Genomic DNA, 16,355 nt, shown 5'->3' on the forward strand with positions numbered 1-16,355 from the left:
CCTCAGACCGGTCCGCCCCCGGCAGAGTTCAGCGCAGCGGCGAGCAGATCGCCAGTACGACCAGCGACGCTCACCAGTACGGGACCGCCCGCCGGCGGGAAGCACCGGCGGGCCTGCGCTCACATCACCTTCCAGATTTCCCGCGCGTATTCACGGATGGTGCGATCCGACGAGAACCAGCCGGTGCGCGCCGTGTTCAGCACGGATGAGCGCCACCAGCGATCCGGATCGCGCCAGCACTCTTCGACGTCCAGCTGCGCCTGCCAGTAGGCCTCGAAATCGGCGCAGACCATGAAGGTGTCGTGCCAGCTGATGCCATCCACCAGGCCGACATAACGGCCCGGATCGCCCGAGCAGAACGCACCACCGCGAATTGCCGAAAGTACCTCAGCAAGTCGGGGCGAGGCGCCGATGATCGCCTCGGCGTTGTATTCATTGGCCTGCTTCTTCGCGTTCACCTCCTGCGCGGTGAGGCCAAAGATGAACATGTGCTCCAGGCCGATCTGCTCGCTCATCTCCACGTTGGCGCCGTCCAGCGTGCCGATGGTCAGCGCGCCGTTGAGGGCGAACTTCATGTTGCTGGTCCCCGAGGCCTCCAGCCCGGCCGTGGAAATCTGCTCGGACAGATCGGCCGCGGGAATGATGTCCTCGGCCAGGCTGACGTTGTAGTTGGGCAGGAACACCACTTTGAGCAGCCCGCGCACGGTGGGATCGGCGTTGATGGTGTTGGCGATGTCGTTGGTCAGCTTGATGATCAGCTTGGCCTGGTGATAGCTGGCCGCCGCCTTGCCGGCGAAGATTTTCACCCGCGGCACCCAGTTGCCGCCCGGGTCGGAGCGAATCGCCTGATACAGCGCAACGGTGTGCAGCAGATTCAGTAACTGACGCTTGTACTCGTGAATGCGTTTGACGTGCACGTCGAACAGCGCGGTCGGATCGACACTGATACCCAGCCGCTCCTCGATCACATTGGCCAGATGACGCTTGTTGACCAGGCGCTGCTCGGCGAAGCGCTGGCGAAAAGCCGCTTGTTCGGCATAGGGTTCGAGCTCGCGCAGGCGGGTTTCCGGCTCATCGAGGACTTTCTCGCCGAGATGTTCTACCAGCAGCTGAGTCAGCTGCGGATTGGCCTGATAGAGCCAGCGGCGGAAGGTGATGCCGTTGGTCTTGCTGTTGATCCGCTGCGGATAAAGGCTGTGCAGATCGGTAAACACGGTCTTGCGCATTAGCTGGGTGTGCAGCCCGGACACGCCATTGGTGCTGTGCGAGCCGAGAAAAGCCAGGTTGCCCATGCGCACTCGGCGGCCATGATCTTCTTCGATCAGCGACACCGAGCGCAGCAGCTCGGCGTCGTGAATACCTCGCTCGCGCAGGCAATCCAGGTGATGGGCGTTGATCAGGTAGATAATCTGCATGTGTCTTGGCAGCAGGCGCTCCATCAAACCTACCGGCCAGGTTTCCAGCGCTTCGGGCAGCAGCGTGTGGTTGGTGTAGGACAGCGTGGCCGTGGTCAGCCGCCAGGCGTGCTGCCACTCGTAGCTGTGCACGTCGACCAGCAGCCGCATCAGCTCGGCCACGGCAATCGCCGGGTGGGTGTCGTTGAGCTGGATGGCGGTGTACTCGGGCAGGCTGCCCAGCGAACCGCGCTGCTTGATGTGGCGGCGCAACAGGTCCTGCAGCGAGGCGGCGACGAAGAAATACTCCTGGCGCAGGCGCAACTCCTGCCCGGCCTCGGTACTGTCCGCCGGATAGAGCACGCGCGAAATGCTTTCGGCCCGCGCTTCTTCCGCCGCGGCACCGATATGGTCGCCGGCGTTGAAGCGCGCCAGGTGAAAATCCGCCTCCGGGCGCGCACGCCACAGGCGCAGGGTGTTCACCCCGGCGCCACGCCAGCCGACGATAGGCGTGTCATAGGCGATCGCCCGCACGCCTTCGGCCCAGTGCCAGAAATGCTGAACCTCGCCCTTTTCGTTGGTGGCCGCGGTGACGTTGCCGCCGAAACCGATCAGGTATTTGACCTCGGAGCGCTCAAACTCCCAGGGGTTGCCGAAATCCAGCCAGGTTTCGGTCTGCTCATGCTGCCAGCCATCGACGATAGCCTGACGGAACAGGCCGTGGTCGTAACGGATGCCGTAGCCGTGGGAGACCACGCCGAGGGTGGCCATGCTCTCCATGAAGCATGCGGCGAGACGACCGAGGCCACCGTTACCCAGCGCTGCGTCAGGCTCGAGCAGGCGAATGCGGTCGATATCCACGTCGAGCTCGGCCAGCGCCTCCCGGGCGACATCAAAGAGGCCGAGGTTGCTCAGGCTATCGACCAGCAGGCGGCCGATGAGGAACTCCAGCGAGAGGTAGTACACGCGCTTCTGCCCGCTGGTGTATGCCCCGCGCGTGCAATCCATCCAGCGATCGATGGTGCTGTCGCGGGTGGCCAGGGCTACCGCATGGAACCAGTCGTAATCGGAAGCGTTTTCCGGGTCCTTGCCCACCGAGTAGGTGAGCTTGCGCAACACCCGCTCACGGAAAGCGGCAACTTCTTCGGCGGTGGCAATGGCTGTTTCCTGCGTCATGGACAGACCTCGGTTAGCGAAGACACACAAGAGGGACTCGCGGCAGCCATGCCCGTTCACCTCCGTTCAACATTCCAGAAAAAGCGTCGCAGGTTTCCTTTACATCCGCGCTACCACCCGTCCGGTCGTCGCCTTTGAAAGGCGCTGGCAATTGGCGCGCGACTCGCTATGATCCGCCCGCCCAATCCCCCCCAAATGACTGCCCGTGAAGACAAGACTGATCGCCTCCGCCGACCCGGAACGCCTGGAAACCTGGGTGCGCTATAGCGCCGGCCTGTGCCGCGACTGCCATGCGACCTGCTGCACCCTGCCGGTCGAGGTGCGCATCGGCGACCTGATTCGCCTGGAACTGGTCGATGCCTTCGAGCGCGACGAGCCGGCGAAGAACATTGCCAAGCGCCTCAGCAAGGCGGGGATCGTCGAGCACTTCAACCACAAGCATGAAATCTTCACGCTGACGCGCCTGACCAATGGCGACTGCCTCTATCTGGACCGCAAGACCCGGCTCTGCACGGTCTATGCCAAGCGTCCGGACACCTGCCGCAACCACCCGCGCATCGGCCCGCGCCCGGGCTATTGCGCCTACCGCAGCAAAACTCAAGGCTGAGCGGCGCACCAACTGCTATCGAGTAGGGCCAATACGGCACCGATGCGGACCATGCCGGCGCGGATTCGCCGGAGGTAAAGGCGTGCCCGGGCAATGACATGAACGCACTGGCCAAACCGTGACTCAAGAGTCATGCTTGGCGTCTGTCTGTATCTTCGCAATGTTTAGGAACCTGCCGGCATGAGCCGCGATAGCCGCTACCTGGAAGCCATCCTCCACCACGACATTCCGCTGACCCGCTCGCTGGGACTGCGTGTCGAGCGCTGGGAAAACCACGAGTTGCGCCTGCAGGTACCGCTGCAGCCGAACATCAATCACAAGAGCAGCATGTTTGGCGGCAGTCTGTACTGCGCTGCCGTGCTGGCGGGTTGGGGTTGGCTGCATCTGCGACTGCGTGAAGCCGGCATCGAGGATGGGCACATCGTCATTCACGAAGGCAAGATCGAGTACCCGCTACCGGTAGTCGACGACGCCATGGCCATCTGCTCCGCGCCGACTCCCGAAGCCTGGGAGCGTTTCGAGTCGATCTATCGCCGCCGTGGCCGTTCGCGCCTGGAACTCCAAAGCCGCATCCTCGCCGCCGACGGGCGTGACGCTGTGCGTTTCACCGGCCAGTTCGTTCTGCACAAATAGGCAGTAGCCCTGCAACCGCTGCTGCCGCGGCGGTTCCGCATCAGGCGATGCTGGGCAGCCGCTTCGGATTCAGCCTCGGTTGGCCAGCTCGATCAGCCACTCGCGCCAGTCGACACCTCTGGGCAGGGCCAGGAAAAACGGGTTCAGATAGCTTTCCCGCGCTTCATAGCGCAGCGCCGCACCGCTGACATCCAGCACCTCGCCACCGGCACCTTCCAGCACTCCCTGCGCTGCAGCCGTATCCCACTGCGAGGTCGGAGCCAGGCGCGGATAGCAATCCGCAGCGCCTTCAGCCAGCAGGCAGAACTTAAGCGAACTACCCACGTTGGCCAGCGCCAGTTCGCCGAAACGCTCGCTCAGGCGACTTAGCAACTGTTCCTGCGCCGGACTGCTGTGGCGTCGACTGGCGACCACAGTGAACACATCCGCGGGGCACTGGCGCACACGCAGAGGCTCAGCCGCGCCGTTCGCCTCGCTGCGCCAGGCACCGAACTCCTCGCCACCGTAGTAGCAGCGCCCGGATGCCGGAATGCCGACCACGCCGAAGCGCACCTTGCCCTCTTCAATCAGCGCGACGTTGACGGTGAACTCCTCGCTGCCGGCGATGAATTCCTTGGTGCCATCCAGCGGATCGACCAGCCACCAGCGCGTCCAGCTGGCGCGCTCGGCAAACGGAAGGTCGCAATCCTCTTCCGAGAGCACCGGAATGGCGCTGTCCAATGCCCTGAGCCCGTCCACCAGAACCTGATGCGCGGCCATATCGGCGACCGTCACTGGCGACTCGTCGGCCTTGGCCTGTACCGTCAGCTCGCTGCGCCAGTGCGGCAGGATCGCATCACCGGCCTGGCGCACCAGGTCGATGACCGATGACAAATAAGGATGGCTCATCGGCCGAACTCCCCACGTTGGGTCAAAAGATCTTTGGCCAGATAAAGCGCGGCCAGTGCGCGACCTTCGCTGAACTGTGGATGCTGAATCAGGCTGGACAGTTCGTGCAGGCTCACCTTGTCGAGACGCATCGGCTCGGGCTCGTCGCCGGGCAGTTGCTCGGGATACAGATCACGCGCCAGGACCACCTGAATCTTCTGGCTCATGTAGCCCGGCGACAATGACAGCTCGGTGAGCAGCTCAAGACGGCGCGCACCGAAACCAGCCTCTTCCTTGAGCTCGCGGTTGGCCGCTTCGAGCACGTCTTCACCCGGCTCGATCAATCCCTTGGGCAGCGACAGTTCGTAACTGTCGGTACCACCGCAGTACTCCTCGACCAGTAGGGCGTTCTCCGCGTCGGCCAGCGCCACGATCATCACCGCGCCATAACCGCTGCCCTTGCCGACCAGGCGCTCGTAGGTGCGCTCGACACCATTGGAAAAGCGTAGCTGCAGCTCCTCGACACGGAACAGCCGGCTGCTGGCAACGATCTCACGGGCAAGTACAGTGGGTTTCTGGCGCATGGGAAACTCCTGGAAACGCGAGCAGCTATCATAACCCGGCTTCTTGCGCTGGCCGTGAGTGCTTTGCGACCAGCTGACCGCAACCGCCTGTCCATCCACGCCGAACCGAGCCCCGCCAATGACTGCCCACCTGCCCTGGTCCGACATCGATACCGTCCTGCTCGACATGGATGGCACCCTGCTTGATCTGCACTTCGACAATCACTTCTGGCTCGAGCTGCTGCCGCAACGCTACGCCGAACTGCATGGCATCAGCCGCACCATGGCCGAGCTGGAGCTGGCGCCGCTGTTCAACGAACACGTCGGCAAGCTCACCTGGTACTGCCTGGATTACTGGAGCCGCGAACTGAACCTGCCAATCCGCGAGATGAAGCGCGAGATCGCCGAGCTGATTGCCCTGCGTCCCTCCGCCGACGAATTCCTCGCAGCATTGCGCCAGGCCGGCAAGCGCGTGGTGCTGATCACCAACGCGCACCGCGACTCACTCTCGCTCAAGCTCGAGAAAGTCGAGCTGGCGCCCTGGTTCGATCGCTTGATCAGCTCGCATGACTATGGCTACCCCAAAGAGGAGCCGCAGTTCTGGCATGCACTGCGTCAGGATCTGGACTTCGATCCGACACGCGCACTTTTCATCGACGATAGCCTGCCGATCCTGCGCAGCGCGCGCGCCTTCGGCATTGCCCATCTGCTGGCGGTGCGCGAGCCGGACAGCCGACGCGCGCCCAAGGACACCGAGGAATTCGCCGCGGTTGGCGATTACCTGGATCTGGTAAGCAATCTACGTGGCGAGCCAGCGTGACGGCAGGCACTGCTACCGACGTCCGAAGGACTTACACTAGGCAGCACAGTTGCCGTCGGCAGCAAACCCGCTCAGGACGAGCCGGGCCGACACGCATCGAAACAGCGATCCGAAGGCAGCAGAAGCCGTCGACTCGTAGTTCAGCCACGGATGATCGATAGGAAGCAACATGGCAGCAGTAGGCGCCGAGCTCTGGCCCCATAGTCACAGCGAGATGAGCGAGCGAATTCGCCGGTTCAACTGGGGCGCGACCGTGCTCGGCGCGACCGACACCTGGCCGCCGGCGTTGCGACTGCTGCTGGACACCATGCTCGAGGCGCCCCTGCCGATGTGCATCCTCTGGGGCGACCAGGCGCTGCAGCTGTACAACGACGCCCACGCCGCGCTGATCGGCGACCGCCATCCGACCGAACTTGGCCAGCCGGCCTGCCATCGCTGGGGCATGACCTGGGAACTGCTCGCTCCAGCCTGTGACACCGCCCGCCGCGGCGAGCCACGGGTGCTGCGCAATCAGCAACTGGTGGTCGACCGTGAAGGTGTACAGGCGCAAGCCTGGTTCGACCTCGCGCTCAGCCCGATCCGCGTCACTCCACACAGCATCGGCGGCCTGCTGCTGTGTCTGAGCGAAACCAGCGAGCGTGTGCGCACCGAAACCCGCCTGTCGCAAACCGCACTGCACTACAAGCTCAGCGCCGAGGTTCACCGGGCCAGCGAGCAACGCCTGCAGCTGGCACTTGAGGCCAGCGACCTGATCGGTATCTGGGACTGGGCCATCCAGACGAGCGAAATTCCACTGGGCGCGGAACTGTCCCGCATTCTGCCGGTGGAGCGATCCGGTCCCAAGGGCCTGAGCAGCGAAGCCTTCTTTGATCACGTTCACCCGCAGGACGCGCCGCGACTGCGCGCCGCCCTCGAACGCTGCATCGCCGAACGCGGCACCCTCGACCAGCGCTACCGACTGCAGATGCCGAACGGCGAGACACGCTGGGCGCTGGCGCGCGGCCGCTGCCATTGCGACGAGCAGGGCCGACCGGTGCGCTTTCCCGGCGCCGTGATGAACATCACGAGCCAGCAGGCCAGCGAAGACGCGCTGCGCCAACGGGAAGCCGAGCTGAAGATGATCACCGATGCACTGCCGGTACTGATCGGCTACATCGATTCCGACGAGCGCTTTCGCTTCAACAATCGCTATTACACCGAGTGGTTCGGTCATTCGACCGAATGGCTGCTGGGCAAAAGCGCCCGCGAGGTGCTCGGCGAGCCCGGCTACGCTGAGCGCCGGACAAATATCCGCGCCGCCCTGGCCGGCCAGGACGTGACCTTCGAGGCGGACAGCCCGCACCGCGACGGCCAGCCGCGTCGAATGCTGGTGCACTACCTACCCCGTCGCGACGCTAACGGCGGCGTGCTGGGCTTCTTCGTCATGGCGCTGGATGTCACCGAACGCTGGCGCGCGGAGCAGGCGCTACGCGAGCTCAACGAGACACTGGAGAGCCGCATTCAGGAGCGCACCCAGGCGCTGGCGGAGGTCTACGAGCGGCTGCTCAAGGAAATGGCCAGCCGCGAGCAGGCGCAGGAAGCCCTGCGTCAGGCGCAAAAGATGGAAGCCGTGGGCCAGCTGACCGGCGGCATCGCCCATGACTTCAACAACATGCTGACCGGCATCATCGGCGGCCTGGACCTGATCCAGCGCTACATCCAGTCCGGCCGCCACGGCGAGACCCAGCGATTCATCGACGCCGCGGTGACCTCGGCCAACCGCGCCGCCGCGCTGACCCACCGGCTGCTCGCATTTGCCCGACGGCAGCCCTTGAATCTCAAGCGCGTCGAACTGAACCAGCTGATCGAGTCGATGCACGACCTGCTCAGTCGCACCCTGGGCCGCCACATCCAGATCGACAGCCGCCTGCAGCAGGGCCTGTGGCCGGTATCGAGCGACGAGAACCAGCTCGAAAGCGCCCTGCTCAACCTGGTCATCAACGCCCGCGACGCCATGCCCGAAGGTGGCAGCCTGTTGCTGGAAACCCACAATGTCGAGTTGTTCCGGCAGGGCGAAGTGGGCGATCTGGCTGCCGGCCGCTATGTGATCCTGAGCCTGACCGACAGCGGCTGCGGTATGACCGCCAAGGTGCTGGCCAGCGTCTTCGAGCCGTTCTTCACCACCAAACCCATCGGCCAGGGCACCGGGCTCGGTCTTTCGATGGTCTACGGCTTCACCCGCCAGGCTGGTGGCCACATACAGATCACCAGCGAACCCGGCGAAGGCACCCAGGTCAGCCTCTATCTGCCGGTGTTCGAGGAGCAGAACGCCGCGGTCATACCCACCAGCGAGGTCGAAGGCCCACTTCAGGCACAGCAGGGTGAGACCGTGCTGGTCGTCGAGGATGATCCGGCGGTGCGCCTGCTGGTGATCGATGTGCTGGAGATGCTCGGCTATCAGGCACTGGAGGCCGCGGACGGCAATGCGGCGATACGCCTCCTCGAAAGCACCGAAGCCGTCGATATGCTGGTCACCGATGTCGGCCTTCCCGGCATGAACGGCCGCCAGCTCGCCGATGTCGCGCGGCAGCAGCGCCCCGGGTTGCCGGTACTGTTCATGACCGGTTATGCCAAACAGGCGGCCAGCGCGGATTTTCTCGAACCGGGCATGGACATGATCAGCAAACCATTCAACCTGGACGCGCTGGCCAAGCGCGTCCGCGACATGCTGGCGGAGAACGACCAACGGTGAATCGTCCGCGGCCGGATGGGGTCATAACCCTATCCGCCGGCCGCTCTCAGGCATCCGGCCTTGTAGGATCATTCAGGACCAGCTGCCGATGAACGCTCCGTCTCGCCTGACCACTGAATGCGCCGGTGCCGTGCAATCGCCCGCCGGGGCCAGCCAGCGCTATTGCTACCAGCCAATCGACGAGCCCGAGCAGCGCACGGTCGATCTCGCCGAGGAATGCGCACTGGCGATTGCCTACAACGGACTCAGCCAGGCAGTGATGATGATTTCACCGGCCGACCTCGAGGACTTCGTGGTCGGTTTCAGCCTGGCCAATGGCTTCGTCGACAGGCTGGACGATATCTACGACATCCGTCTGCATGGCCGCGGCAATGCGCGAAGGGCAGAAGTCGAGATAGCCAGCCGCGCCTTCTGGCGCCTCAAGCAGCAACGCCGCCAGCTACCGGGCAACAGCAGCTGTGGGTTGTGCGGGGTCGAGGCGCTGGAGCAGGCGCTGCCCCGACTGCCGGTGATGCCGCGGTCCGCGCTGCCGCCTTCGCACTGGCTGCTGGACCTGCGCCAGCGCATCGGTGAGTTTCAGCCACTGGGTCGCGACTGCGGTGCCGTGCACGCCGCGCTATTCATGGATGCCAGCGGCGAGATCCGTCTGGGTCGCGAGGATATCGGCCGACATAACGCGCTGGACAAGCTGATCGGCGCCATGGCTCGGGCGAGGCACAGCGCCCAGGGTGGGCTGGCGATCGTGACCAGTCGCTGCAGCCTGGAGCTGGTGCATAAGGTGCAGCGGGCCGGCATCCCGACACTGGTGAGCCTGTCCTCTCCCACCGGGCTTGCCGCACAGTGGGCACAGCAGCACAACCTGAATCTCATCCATCTGCCGCACCATAGTCCGCCGCGCGTCTACAGCCCGGCTACGCCGGCGCAAAGCAGCTGCTGAGCCTAGTCGAGGCCTTCGTTCGCGCGCCTGCAGCGCTCTATCGGCGAGGCCTGGGAACTAGCCGAGACCACCGCAGCAATCCAAAGTTCCCGTTCAATATCAAATAGTTAACAAAGCTGAACTGCATCACGCATTTCATCGGGAAGCCCTTGTCGGAAGCGAAGCGGCGGGTAAGGATCACGCCGCAATTCCACATACGGGATCACACCATGAAGTACGCCTCGATTTTCCTGTTGTCTGCCAGTCTGCTCAGCGGTGCGGCCTTTGCCGGCAGTAACACCGAAGCCGCCGTCGGCGGTGCGCTCGGTGGTGCACTTGGCTCCGTGGTTGGAGAACATCTGGGTGGCTCCACGGGTGCCACCATCGGTGCCGGTGTTGGTGGTGCCGCCGGCGGCATGGTTGGCGCAGACAAGCGCAGCCGCACCGAAGCGGCCATCGGCGGTGGCCTGGGCGCGGCGGGCGGCAACGTCATCGGCCAGAAGGTCGGTGGCAGCACCGGCGGCCTGATCGGCGCAGCGGTCGGCGGCGGTGCCGGTGGTGCGATCGGTAATGCCTACGGCGATGATGATGACGACCGCTACCGGGGTGATCGCCGCTATCGTGACAGCCGCTACTACGGCCCGCCCGGCAAGGCCAAGGGGCACTACAAGCATCGTCACAAGCACCATTAATACCCGGCCAGGCCGCGCTAGCGGCCTGGCAACGCAGTCTCATTGCAAAGACGCCCGGATTCGGCCCTGCCGCCTCCGGGCGTTCTCGTTTCCGTCGGCCGATAATCCAGCGTCTACGCCAGGGCCTCCAGCGCCGCACGCAGCCGCGACGGAATCGCGGTCGGCCGATTGCTCGCCCGCTCGACGAACACATGCACGAAGCGCCCCGCGGCGCAGGCCTCCTTCTCGCCCTCCCGGAAGATCGCCAGTTCGTACTGCACCGACGAATTGCCAAGCTTGGCCACGCGCACGCCCACTTCGATCAGGTCCGGATAGGCGATGGAGGCGAAATAGTCACAGGCCGAACTGACCACGAAACCGACGATGTCGCCACCCTGGATATCCAGTCCGCCGTGCTGGATCAGGTAGCTGTTCACGGCTGTGTCGAAGAAACCGTAGTAGACGACGTTGTTCACGTGGCCGTAGATGTCGTTGTCGTGCCAGCGCGTGGTGATCGGCTGAAAGTGCTTGTAGTCGCGGCGCAGGTGCTTGGGTTGCTCGGACATGGTCGTTCTCCGCGGTGCGCAATGAGATGAAGGGTGCGCTCAGTAGGCCGCCCGGTAGATCGCCAGGGCATCGGCCTCGGTCACTTCGCGCGGATTGTTCACCAGCAGGCGCTGCTGCAGCATCGCCTCCTTCGCCAGTTGCGGCAGCATCGCCTCCGGCACGCCGGCATCGCGCAGGCGGGTCGGCAAGCCAACGCGGGCGCTCATCTGCTCGAACTCCTCGATCAGCTGTTCGGCATAGGTGGATGGATCATCCCTGCGCAGGCGCTCGCCAAGGATGATCGGCGCCAGTTCGCCGTAGTGCGTGGCCGCCGCACTGACATTGAAGCGCAGCACCTGCGGCAGCACCAAGGCATTGGACAGACCGTGCGGAATGTGGAAGTTGCCGCCCAATGGATAAGCCAGCGCATGCACGGCGGCAACCGGCGCATTGGCGAACGCCTGACCCGCCAGGCAGGCGCCGAGCAGCATCGCCTGGCGAGCCTCGCGGTTTTGCCCGTTGCGCACCGCCTCATCGAGGTTCGCGGCCAGCAGGCGCAGCGCCTCGCGCGCCAGCAAATCGGACATGGGATTTTTCTTCAATGCACTGGTGTAGGCCTCGATGGCGTGCACCATGGCGTCGATACCGGTGGCGGCGGTCACCGCTGGGGGCAGGCCGAGGGTGAGATCGGCATCGAGCAGCGCCAGATCGGGCAGCAGTAATGGCGATACCACGCCCATCTTGGTGGTTTCGCCGGTGGTGATGATGGCGATCTGCGTGACCTCCGAGCCGGTGCCAGCAGTGGTCGGCACCTGAATCAGCGGCAGGCGCTGGCCGCGGGCGTTGCCGACGCCATAGATATCCTGCAGCGATTGACTGCAGTCCGGATGAGCCAGCAGTGCCACTAGCTTGGCGACATCCATCGAGCTGCCGCCACCGAAGCCGATGATCAGATCGGCTCCAACCGCCCTGGCCTGCTCGACCGCAGCCATGACGATGTGCTCTGGCGGGTCGGCGATCACCTGGTCGTAAACGGCAACCACAAGGCCCTCGCTCTCAAAGCCAGGCAGGACTTCGTTGAGCAGGCCGAAACGGGTAATCCCGGGATCAGTGACGACCAGTACGGAACGCGCGCCGCGCTCCTTGCACAGACTGGCCAAACGGCGAGAAGAGCCGGGCTCGCAGATCAATTGCGCGGTTGTGGCAAAGCTGAACGGATGCATGCTGCCTCCTGTGGAATGGCGGCGCCCCGATGAGAAGCGCTGCCGGATCGTTACGTAGACGCAATCAGAAGGCGAAGTCCGTTTCCGGCAACGCCATCAAGCAGTCAGCGCCACCTTGAATCGCTTCCCGATGCGCACTCGCCCGCGGTAGCACACGGCGCAGGTAGAAATCCGCACTGGCCAGCTTGGCCTGATAGAACGCTTCTTCAGCGCTGCCCTGCTCCAGCGCGTCCTGCGCGCGACCTGCCGCCTGCAGCCACAGCCCGGCCAACAGGACGTAGGCGGAGTACTGGAGGAAATCCACCGACACCGCGCCAATCTCCTGCGGATCACGGCCAGTCGCGGCAATGATCTCGGCACTCAGCTCACGCCATTCGCCGATGCGCGCCTGCACCTTGCTGGCCATCTCGTGCAGTGCGGGCCGGTCGATCTGCCGGTCACAGACCTCGCTGAATTCCGCCTGCAGCGCCGACAGCTCCGCGCCGCCATCGCCGAGCAGCTTGCGGCGGATGTAGTCCAGCGCCTGGATGCCGTTGGTGCCCTCGTAGAGCTGGGTGATGCGGCTGTCGCGCATCAGCTGCTCCATGCCCCACTCGCGGATGTAACCGTGGCCGCCATAGATCTGCACACCGAGGCTGGCGACTTCCTGCCCCATATCGGTGAAGAAGGCTTTGACGATGGGGATCAGCAGCGCCGCGCGCTTGCTCGCGGCCTTGCGGTAACTCGGTTCGGGGTGGCCGTGCTCAAGGTCCAGCTGCCGGGCGCAGTAGGCCGCGAGCATGCGGCTGCCTTCGACCAGGGTCTTCTGGGTGAGCAGCATGCGGCGCACATCCGGATGCACGATGATCGGGTCGGCGACCTTGTCCGGGTGCTGCACGCCGGCCAGGCCACGCGATTGCAAGCGTTCGCGGGCATAGGCCAGCGAACCCTGATACGCCTGTTCGGCGATCCCGAGCCCCTGCAAGCCGACCTGGAACCGCGCGTCGTTCATCATGGTGAACATGCACGCCAGGCCCTGGTTGGGCTCGCCAACGATCCAGCCGGTGGCGCCGTCGAAGTTCATTACGCAGGTGGCCGCGCCCTTGATGCCCATCTTGTGCTCGATGGCGCCGCAGGACAGCGCGTTGCGAACGCCTGGCGTGCCATCGGTGTTGGCGATGAACTTGGGCACCAAGAGCAGGCTGATGCCCTTCACCCCGGCCGGCGCATCCGGCAGGCGCGCCAGCACCAGATGCACGATGTTCTCACTCATATCGTGCTCGCCGCCGGAAATGAAGATCTTGCTGCCGCTGACCTTGTAGCTACCGTCCGCTTACGGCTCAGCCTTGGTGCGCAGCAAGGCGAGATCGGTACCGGCCTGCGGCTCGGTCAGGCACATGGTGCCGCTCCAACTGCCGCTGACCAGCTTTTCCAGATAGGCGTTCTTCAACTCGTCGCTGCCGTGCTTGTACAGCGCCAGCACCGCGCCCTCGGTCAGGCCCGAGTAGATGCGGAAGGACAGCGAGGCGCCCATCAGCATCTCGTGGAAGTTGCAGGCGACCAATTGCGGAAAACCCTGGCCACCGTACTCGGTCGGCCCAGTCATGCTCGCCCAGCCGTTGTCGACGTACTGCCTGTACGCCTCGACGAAGCCCTGCGGCGTGCGGACTTCGCCATTATCCAGGGTCACGCCCTCTTCGTCGCTGTTGCGATTGAGCGGCGCGATTTCGCCGCCGGTGTAGCGGGCGGCCTCTTCCAGTACGCCGTCGATCAGCTCGCGATCCAGGCCATTGCCGAGCAGCTCGCAATGAGCGGTAGCGTCGAACAGCTCGTGCAGCACGAAGCGCATGTCACGCAGGGGCGCCTTGTATTCCATGCTCAAGCCTCCTTCTTGTAATCGACGAAGCGGCCGCCTAGCGTCGCCAGGCTGTCGATCAGCTCGGCAGGCCGCCAGTGTGGGCCGTGTTGCTCAGCCAGCGCATTCAGACGGTCGCGGATGGCCGGCAACCCTTGGCGATCAGCCCAGGTCATCGGCCCGCCGACTTCAGCGGGGAAGCCGTAGCCGTATAGATAGACAGTGTCGATGTCGCTGCTGGACTCGGCCATGCCTTCCTCGAGGATCTTCGCGCCTTCGTTGACCAGCGCCAGCAGGCAGCGCTCGAGGATTTCCTCGCTGCCGATCTCGCGACGCTGGAAGCCGAGCCGCTCGGACTCGCGCTGCACCAGCGCGTCCACTTCGGGGTCATGCTCGGCCTGACGGCTGCCCTCGGCATAGCGGTAGTAGCCCATGCGCGACTTCTGGCCGAAGCGGCCCAGCTCGCAGAGGCGGTTGTCGATCTGCACTTCAGCCTCATCCTGGCCCTTGCCGGCCAGTTCGCGGGCGCGCCATTCCAGGTCGATGCCGACCACGTCATACATGCGGAACGGGCCCATGGCAAAACCGAAGCCCTGCAGCGCAGCATCGACCTGATGTGGATAGGCACCTTCGAGCAGCATCATCCGCGCCTCGCGCACATAGGTGGCGAGCATGCGGTTGCCGATGAAGCCCTGGCAGTTGCCGGCGATCACGCTGACCTTGCCCATGCGCTTGCCCAGTTCGGTGGAGGCGTCGAGCACCGCTTTAGAGGTCTTCGCGCCGCGGACGATTTCCAGCAGTTTCATGATGTGCGCAGGGCTGAAGAAGTGCAGGCCCACGACCTGCTCCGGGCGCTTGGTGACCGCGGCAATGGCATCGATATCCAGCGCCGAGGTGTTGCTGGCGAGGATGCCGCCCGGCTTCACGATGCCGTCCAGCTCGCGGAAGATCTTCTGCTTGAGTTCGAGGTTCTCGTAGACCGCCTCGATCACCAGATCCACGTCCGCCAGCGCCTGGTAGTCGGCCGCCTTGGCGATACGCCCGCGCCGCGCGGCCGCTTCTGCCTCATCGATCCGGCCCTGGCGCACGTTGTGCGCGTAGGTATCGGCCACCGTGCCCAGTGCTTGTTCGAGCATCTCGGGATTGTTGTCCAGCCAGCGTACCTGCACGCCGGCGTTGGCCAGGCTCATGACGATGCCGCGGCCCATGGTGCCGGCGCCGATCACGGCGGCGGTCTGGATATCGAAGCGGGTTTGGCTCATTGCAGCTGTCCTCGTTGCAAGGCTGGAAAAACTGGAGACCAACCATAGACGAAGACGCTACTATTTTTGAAATTTAGTCTTGTGATGTTTCGGATTCACCAAATGAATATCTACAACTTCGACCTCAACCTGCTCCGTGTGCTGGACGCCCTGCTGCGCGAGCGCAACGTCTCGCGGGCGGCGGAGCGGCTGTCGCTCAGCCAGCCGGCAGTCAGCAACGCGCTCAATCGCTTGCGTGAGTTGCTCGACGACCCGTTGCTGGTGCGCGCCGGCCGAGCCATGCAGCCGACGCCAAGGGCATTGGCACTGGAAGCGCCGATTCGCCATGCGCTGCAGCAGATCGAGCACAGCCTGATTGCCGGCGAAGCCTTCGATCCGGCGCGCAGCCAGCAGCGTTTCCGCATCGCCGTCACCGATTATGTCGAGCTGATCTGCATGCCGGCGCTGATGCGGCGGCTGGCCGAGCATGCACCCGGCATTCAGCTGGCGATCCAGCACCTGACGCCAACGCTGCCGGTCGAAGCGCTGGACAATGGCGAGGTCGACCTGGTGCTCGGGCGCTTTCTAGACGTGCCCTCACGCTTTCATGCACGCCGCTGGGCCAGCGAGACGCTGCAGGTAGCGGTGCGCCGCGACCATCCGCTGCTCAGTGCGGGCCTGGATCTGGATGCGTTTCTGCGCCTGCGCCACCTGTGGGTGCATGGCGGCCAGACCCGCGGCATGGTCGATCAGTGGCTGGAGGCGCAGGGGCTTGAACGTCAGGTGGTCTACACCACACCGAACTACCTGCAGGCCGCCCATATCGTCGCCAGCAGCGACCTCGCGGCCGTATTGCCGACCCAGCTGGCGCGCTATTTCGCTACGTTGCTCCCCCTGCAGCTGTTCGATCTGCCGTTCGACCTGGGTACCTTCGCGCTGGATATCGTCAGCGTCGCGCAGCGGCAGAACGACTCGGCGTTGCAGTGGCTGATCGAGCAGATCGATGCGGTTGCGCCCGCCTGAGCGGTGATCGCGGCGAAACGAATGCTGCACTTGATGCCTATTTGCTACCATCTCCCAGCTTCTTTGTCGGAAATACCCGCAAAGCAACCGAGCTTTGCCTGCTGCGCGGA

The 16,355-nt window shown here is 64.4% G+C and carries 13 protein-coding genes and 1 pseudogene; 7 read left to right on the top strand and 7 right to left on the bottom strand.

The features are described from left to right. Positions 1 to 119 precede the first annotated feature (119 nt). Positions 120 to 2,570, bottom strand: coding sequence for a glycogen/starch/alpha-glucan phosphorylase (locus UIB01_RS19610; RefSeq protein WP_038664234.1), 2,451 nt, complete (start codon positions 2,568 to 2,570; stop codon positions 120 to 122). A 205-nt stretch (positions 2,571 to 2,775) separates the two neighbouring features. On the opposite strand from UIB01_RS19610, the gene UIB01_RS19615 reads away from it, so the two are divergent. Further along, positions 2,776 to 3,177: a YkgJ family cysteine cluster protein gene (locus UIB01_RS19615; RefSeq protein ID WP_038664237.1), complete on the top strand. Its 402-nt coding sequence runs from the start codon at positions 2,776 to 2,778 to the stop codon at positions 3,175 to 3,177. Positions 3,178 to 3,357: 180 nt separating this feature from the next. After that, positions 3,358 to 3,810, top strand: coding sequence for a thioesterase domain-containing protein (locus UIB01_RS19620; protein WP_038664240.1), 453 nt, complete (start codon positions 3,358 to 3,360; stop codon positions 3,808 to 3,810). Between the two features lie 69 nt (positions 3,811 to 3,879). Here UIB01_RS19620 and cysQ read toward each other — a convergent pair whose 3' ends face one another. Next, positions 3,880 to 4,698 carry a 3'(2'),5'-bisphosphate nucleotidase CysQ gene (cysQ, locus tag UIB01_RS19625; RefSeq protein ID WP_038664243.1) on the bottom strand — a complete coding sequence of 273 codons (819 nt, stop codon included), beginning with the start codon at positions 4,696 to 4,698 and terminating at the stop codon, positions 3,880 to 3,882. Next, positions 4,695 to 5,261 (bottom strand): ADP compounds hydrolase NudE, encoded by a 567-nt coding sequence (gene nudE, locus UIB01_RS19630; RefSeq protein WP_038664246.1) that lies wholly within the window; start codon positions 5,259 to 5,261, stop codon positions 4,695 to 4,697. Before nudE ends, cysQ begins: the two co-directional genes overlap by 4 nt. Positions 5,262 to 5,379: 118 nt before the next feature. Here nudE and yrfG point away from each other — a divergent pair, with 118 nt between their 5' ends. The 4 genes from yrfG to UIB01_RS19650 all read left to right on the top strand — a co-directional run bounded on the left by yrfG (position 5,380) and on the right by UIB01_RS19650 (position 10,399). Continuing rightward, entirely contained in the window at positions 5,380 to 6,060 is a 681-nt protein-coding gene (yrfG, locus tag UIB01_RS19635; RefSeq protein ID WP_038664249.1) for a GMP/IMP nucleotidase, read from the top strand. A gap of 169 nt (positions 6,061 to 6,229) precedes the next feature. Next, positions 6,230 to 8,791, top strand: coding sequence for a hybrid sensor histidine kinase/response regulator (locus UIB01_RS19640; protein ID WP_038664252.1), 2,562 nt, complete (start codon positions 6,230 to 6,232; stop codon positions 8,789 to 8,791). 88 nt (positions 8,792 to 8,879) lie between these two features. Continuing rightward, positions 8,880 to 9,728, top strand: a complete 849-nt coding sequence (gene fdhD, locus UIB01_RS19645) for a formate dehydrogenase accessory sulfurtransferase FdhD (protein ID WP_038664255.1) — start codon at positions 8,880 to 8,882, stop codon at positions 9,726 to 9,728. A gap of 209 nt (positions 9,729 to 9,937) precedes the next feature. Next, positions 9,938 to 10,399 carry a YMGG-like glycine zipper-containing protein gene (locus tag UIB01_RS19650; protein WP_038664258.1) on the top strand — a complete coding sequence of 154 codons (462 nt, stop codon included), beginning with the start codon at positions 9,938 to 9,940 and terminating at the stop codon, positions 10,397 to 10,399. A gap of 113 nt (positions 10,400 to 10,512) precedes the next feature. Here the strand turns inward: UIB01_RS19650 and UIB01_RS19655 are convergent, their stop codons facing one another. The 4 genes and pseudogenes from UIB01_RS19655 to UIB01_RS19670 all read right to left on the bottom strand — a co-directional run bounded on the left by UIB01_RS19655 (position 10,513) and on the right by UIB01_RS19670 (position 15,243). Then, positions 10,513 to 10,944 (bottom strand): acyl-CoA thioesterase, encoded by a 432-nt coding sequence (locus tag UIB01_RS19655; protein WP_038664262.1) that lies wholly within the window; start codon positions 10,942 to 10,944, stop codon positions 10,513 to 10,515. Positions 10,945 to 10,983: 39 nt separating this feature from the next. Further along, positions 10,984 to 12,147, bottom strand: coding sequence for an iron-containing alcohol dehydrogenase (locus UIB01_RS19660; protein ID WP_038664265.1), 1,164 nt, complete (start codon positions 12,145 to 12,147; stop codon positions 10,984 to 10,986). A gap of 64 nt (positions 12,148 to 12,211) precedes the next feature. Continuing rightward, positions 12,212 to 14,002, bottom strand: a pseudogene (locus tag UIB01_RS19665) (acyl-CoA dehydrogenase C-terminal domain-containing protein). Positions 14,003 to 14,004: 2 nt separating this feature from the next. Then, positions 14,005 to 15,243, bottom strand: a complete 1,239-nt coding sequence (locus UIB01_RS19670) for a 3-hydroxyacyl-CoA dehydrogenase (RefSeq protein ID WP_038664267.1) — start codon at positions 15,241 to 15,243, stop codon at positions 14,005 to 14,007. A 102-nt stretch (positions 15,244 to 15,345) separates the two neighbouring features. Between UIB01_RS19670 and UIB01_RS19675 the strand changes: the two genes are divergently transcribed. Next, complete coding sequence (locus UIB01_RS19675; protein ID WP_038664270.1) at positions 15,346 to 16,245, top strand: LysR family transcriptional regulator; 900 nt, start codon at positions 15,346 to 15,348, stop codon at positions 16,243 to 16,245. The last annotated feature ends 110 nt before the right edge of the window (positions 16,246 to 16,355 follow it).

The organism is Stutzerimonas decontaminans (assembly GCF_000661915.1).
In the GTDB taxonomy this organism is placed as follows: Bacteria; Pseudomonadota; Gammaproteobacteria; order Pseudomonadales; family Pseudomonadaceae; genus Stutzerimonas; species Stutzerimonas decontaminans.

What these genes read in the sequence shown, in the direction of transcription:
- UIB01_RS19640 (WP_038664252.1), top strand. Translation starts at nt 6,230, where the DNA reads ATGGCAGCAGTAGGCGCCGAGCTCTGGCCCCATAGTCACAGCGAGATG.
- UIB01_RS19660 (WP_038664265.1), bottom strand. Translation starts at nt 12,147, where the DNA reads ATGCATCCGTTCAGCTTTGCCACAACCGCGCAATTGATCTGCGAGCCC.
- UIB01_RS19675 (WP_038664270.1), top strand. Translation starts at nt 15,346, where the DNA reads ATGAATATCTACAACTTCGACCTCAACCTGCTCCGTGTGCTGGACGCC.
- UIB01_RS19650 (WP_038664258.1), top strand. Translation starts at nt 9,938, where the DNA reads ATGAAGTACGCCTCGATTTTCCTGTTGTCTGCCAGTCTGCTCAGCGGT.
- yrfG (WP_038664249.1), top strand. Translation starts at nt 5,380, where the DNA reads ATGACTGCCCACCTGCCCTGGTCCGACATCGATACCGTCCTGCTCGAC.
- UIB01_RS19610 (WP_038664234.1), bottom strand. Translation starts at nt 2,570, where the DNA reads ATGACGCAGGAAACAGCCATTGCCACCGCCGAAGAAGTTGCCGCTTTC.
- nudE (WP_038664246.1), bottom strand. Translation starts at nt 5,261, where the DNA reads ATGCGCCAGAAACCCACTGTACTTGCCCGTGAGATCGTTGCCAGCAGC.
- UIB01_RS19670 (WP_038664267.1), bottom strand. Translation starts at nt 15,243, where the DNA reads ATGAGCCAAACCCGCTTCGATATCCAGACCGCCGCCGTGATCGGCGCC.
- UIB01_RS19620 (WP_038664240.1), top strand. Translation starts at nt 3,358, where the DNA reads ATGAGCCGCGATAGCCGCTACCTGGAAGCCATCCTCCACCACGACATT.
- cysQ (WP_038664243.1), bottom strand. Translation starts at nt 4,698, where the DNA reads ATGAGCCATCCTTATTTGTCATCGGTCATCGACCTGGTGCGCCAGGCC.
- fdhD (WP_038664255.1), top strand. Translation starts at nt 8,880, where the DNA reads ATGAACGCTCCGTCTCGCCTGACCACTGAATGCGCCGGTGCCGTGCAA.
- UIB01_RS19655 (WP_038664262.1), bottom strand. Translation starts at nt 10,944, where the DNA reads ATGTCCGAGCAACCCAAGCACCTGCGCCGCGACTACAAGCACTTTCAG.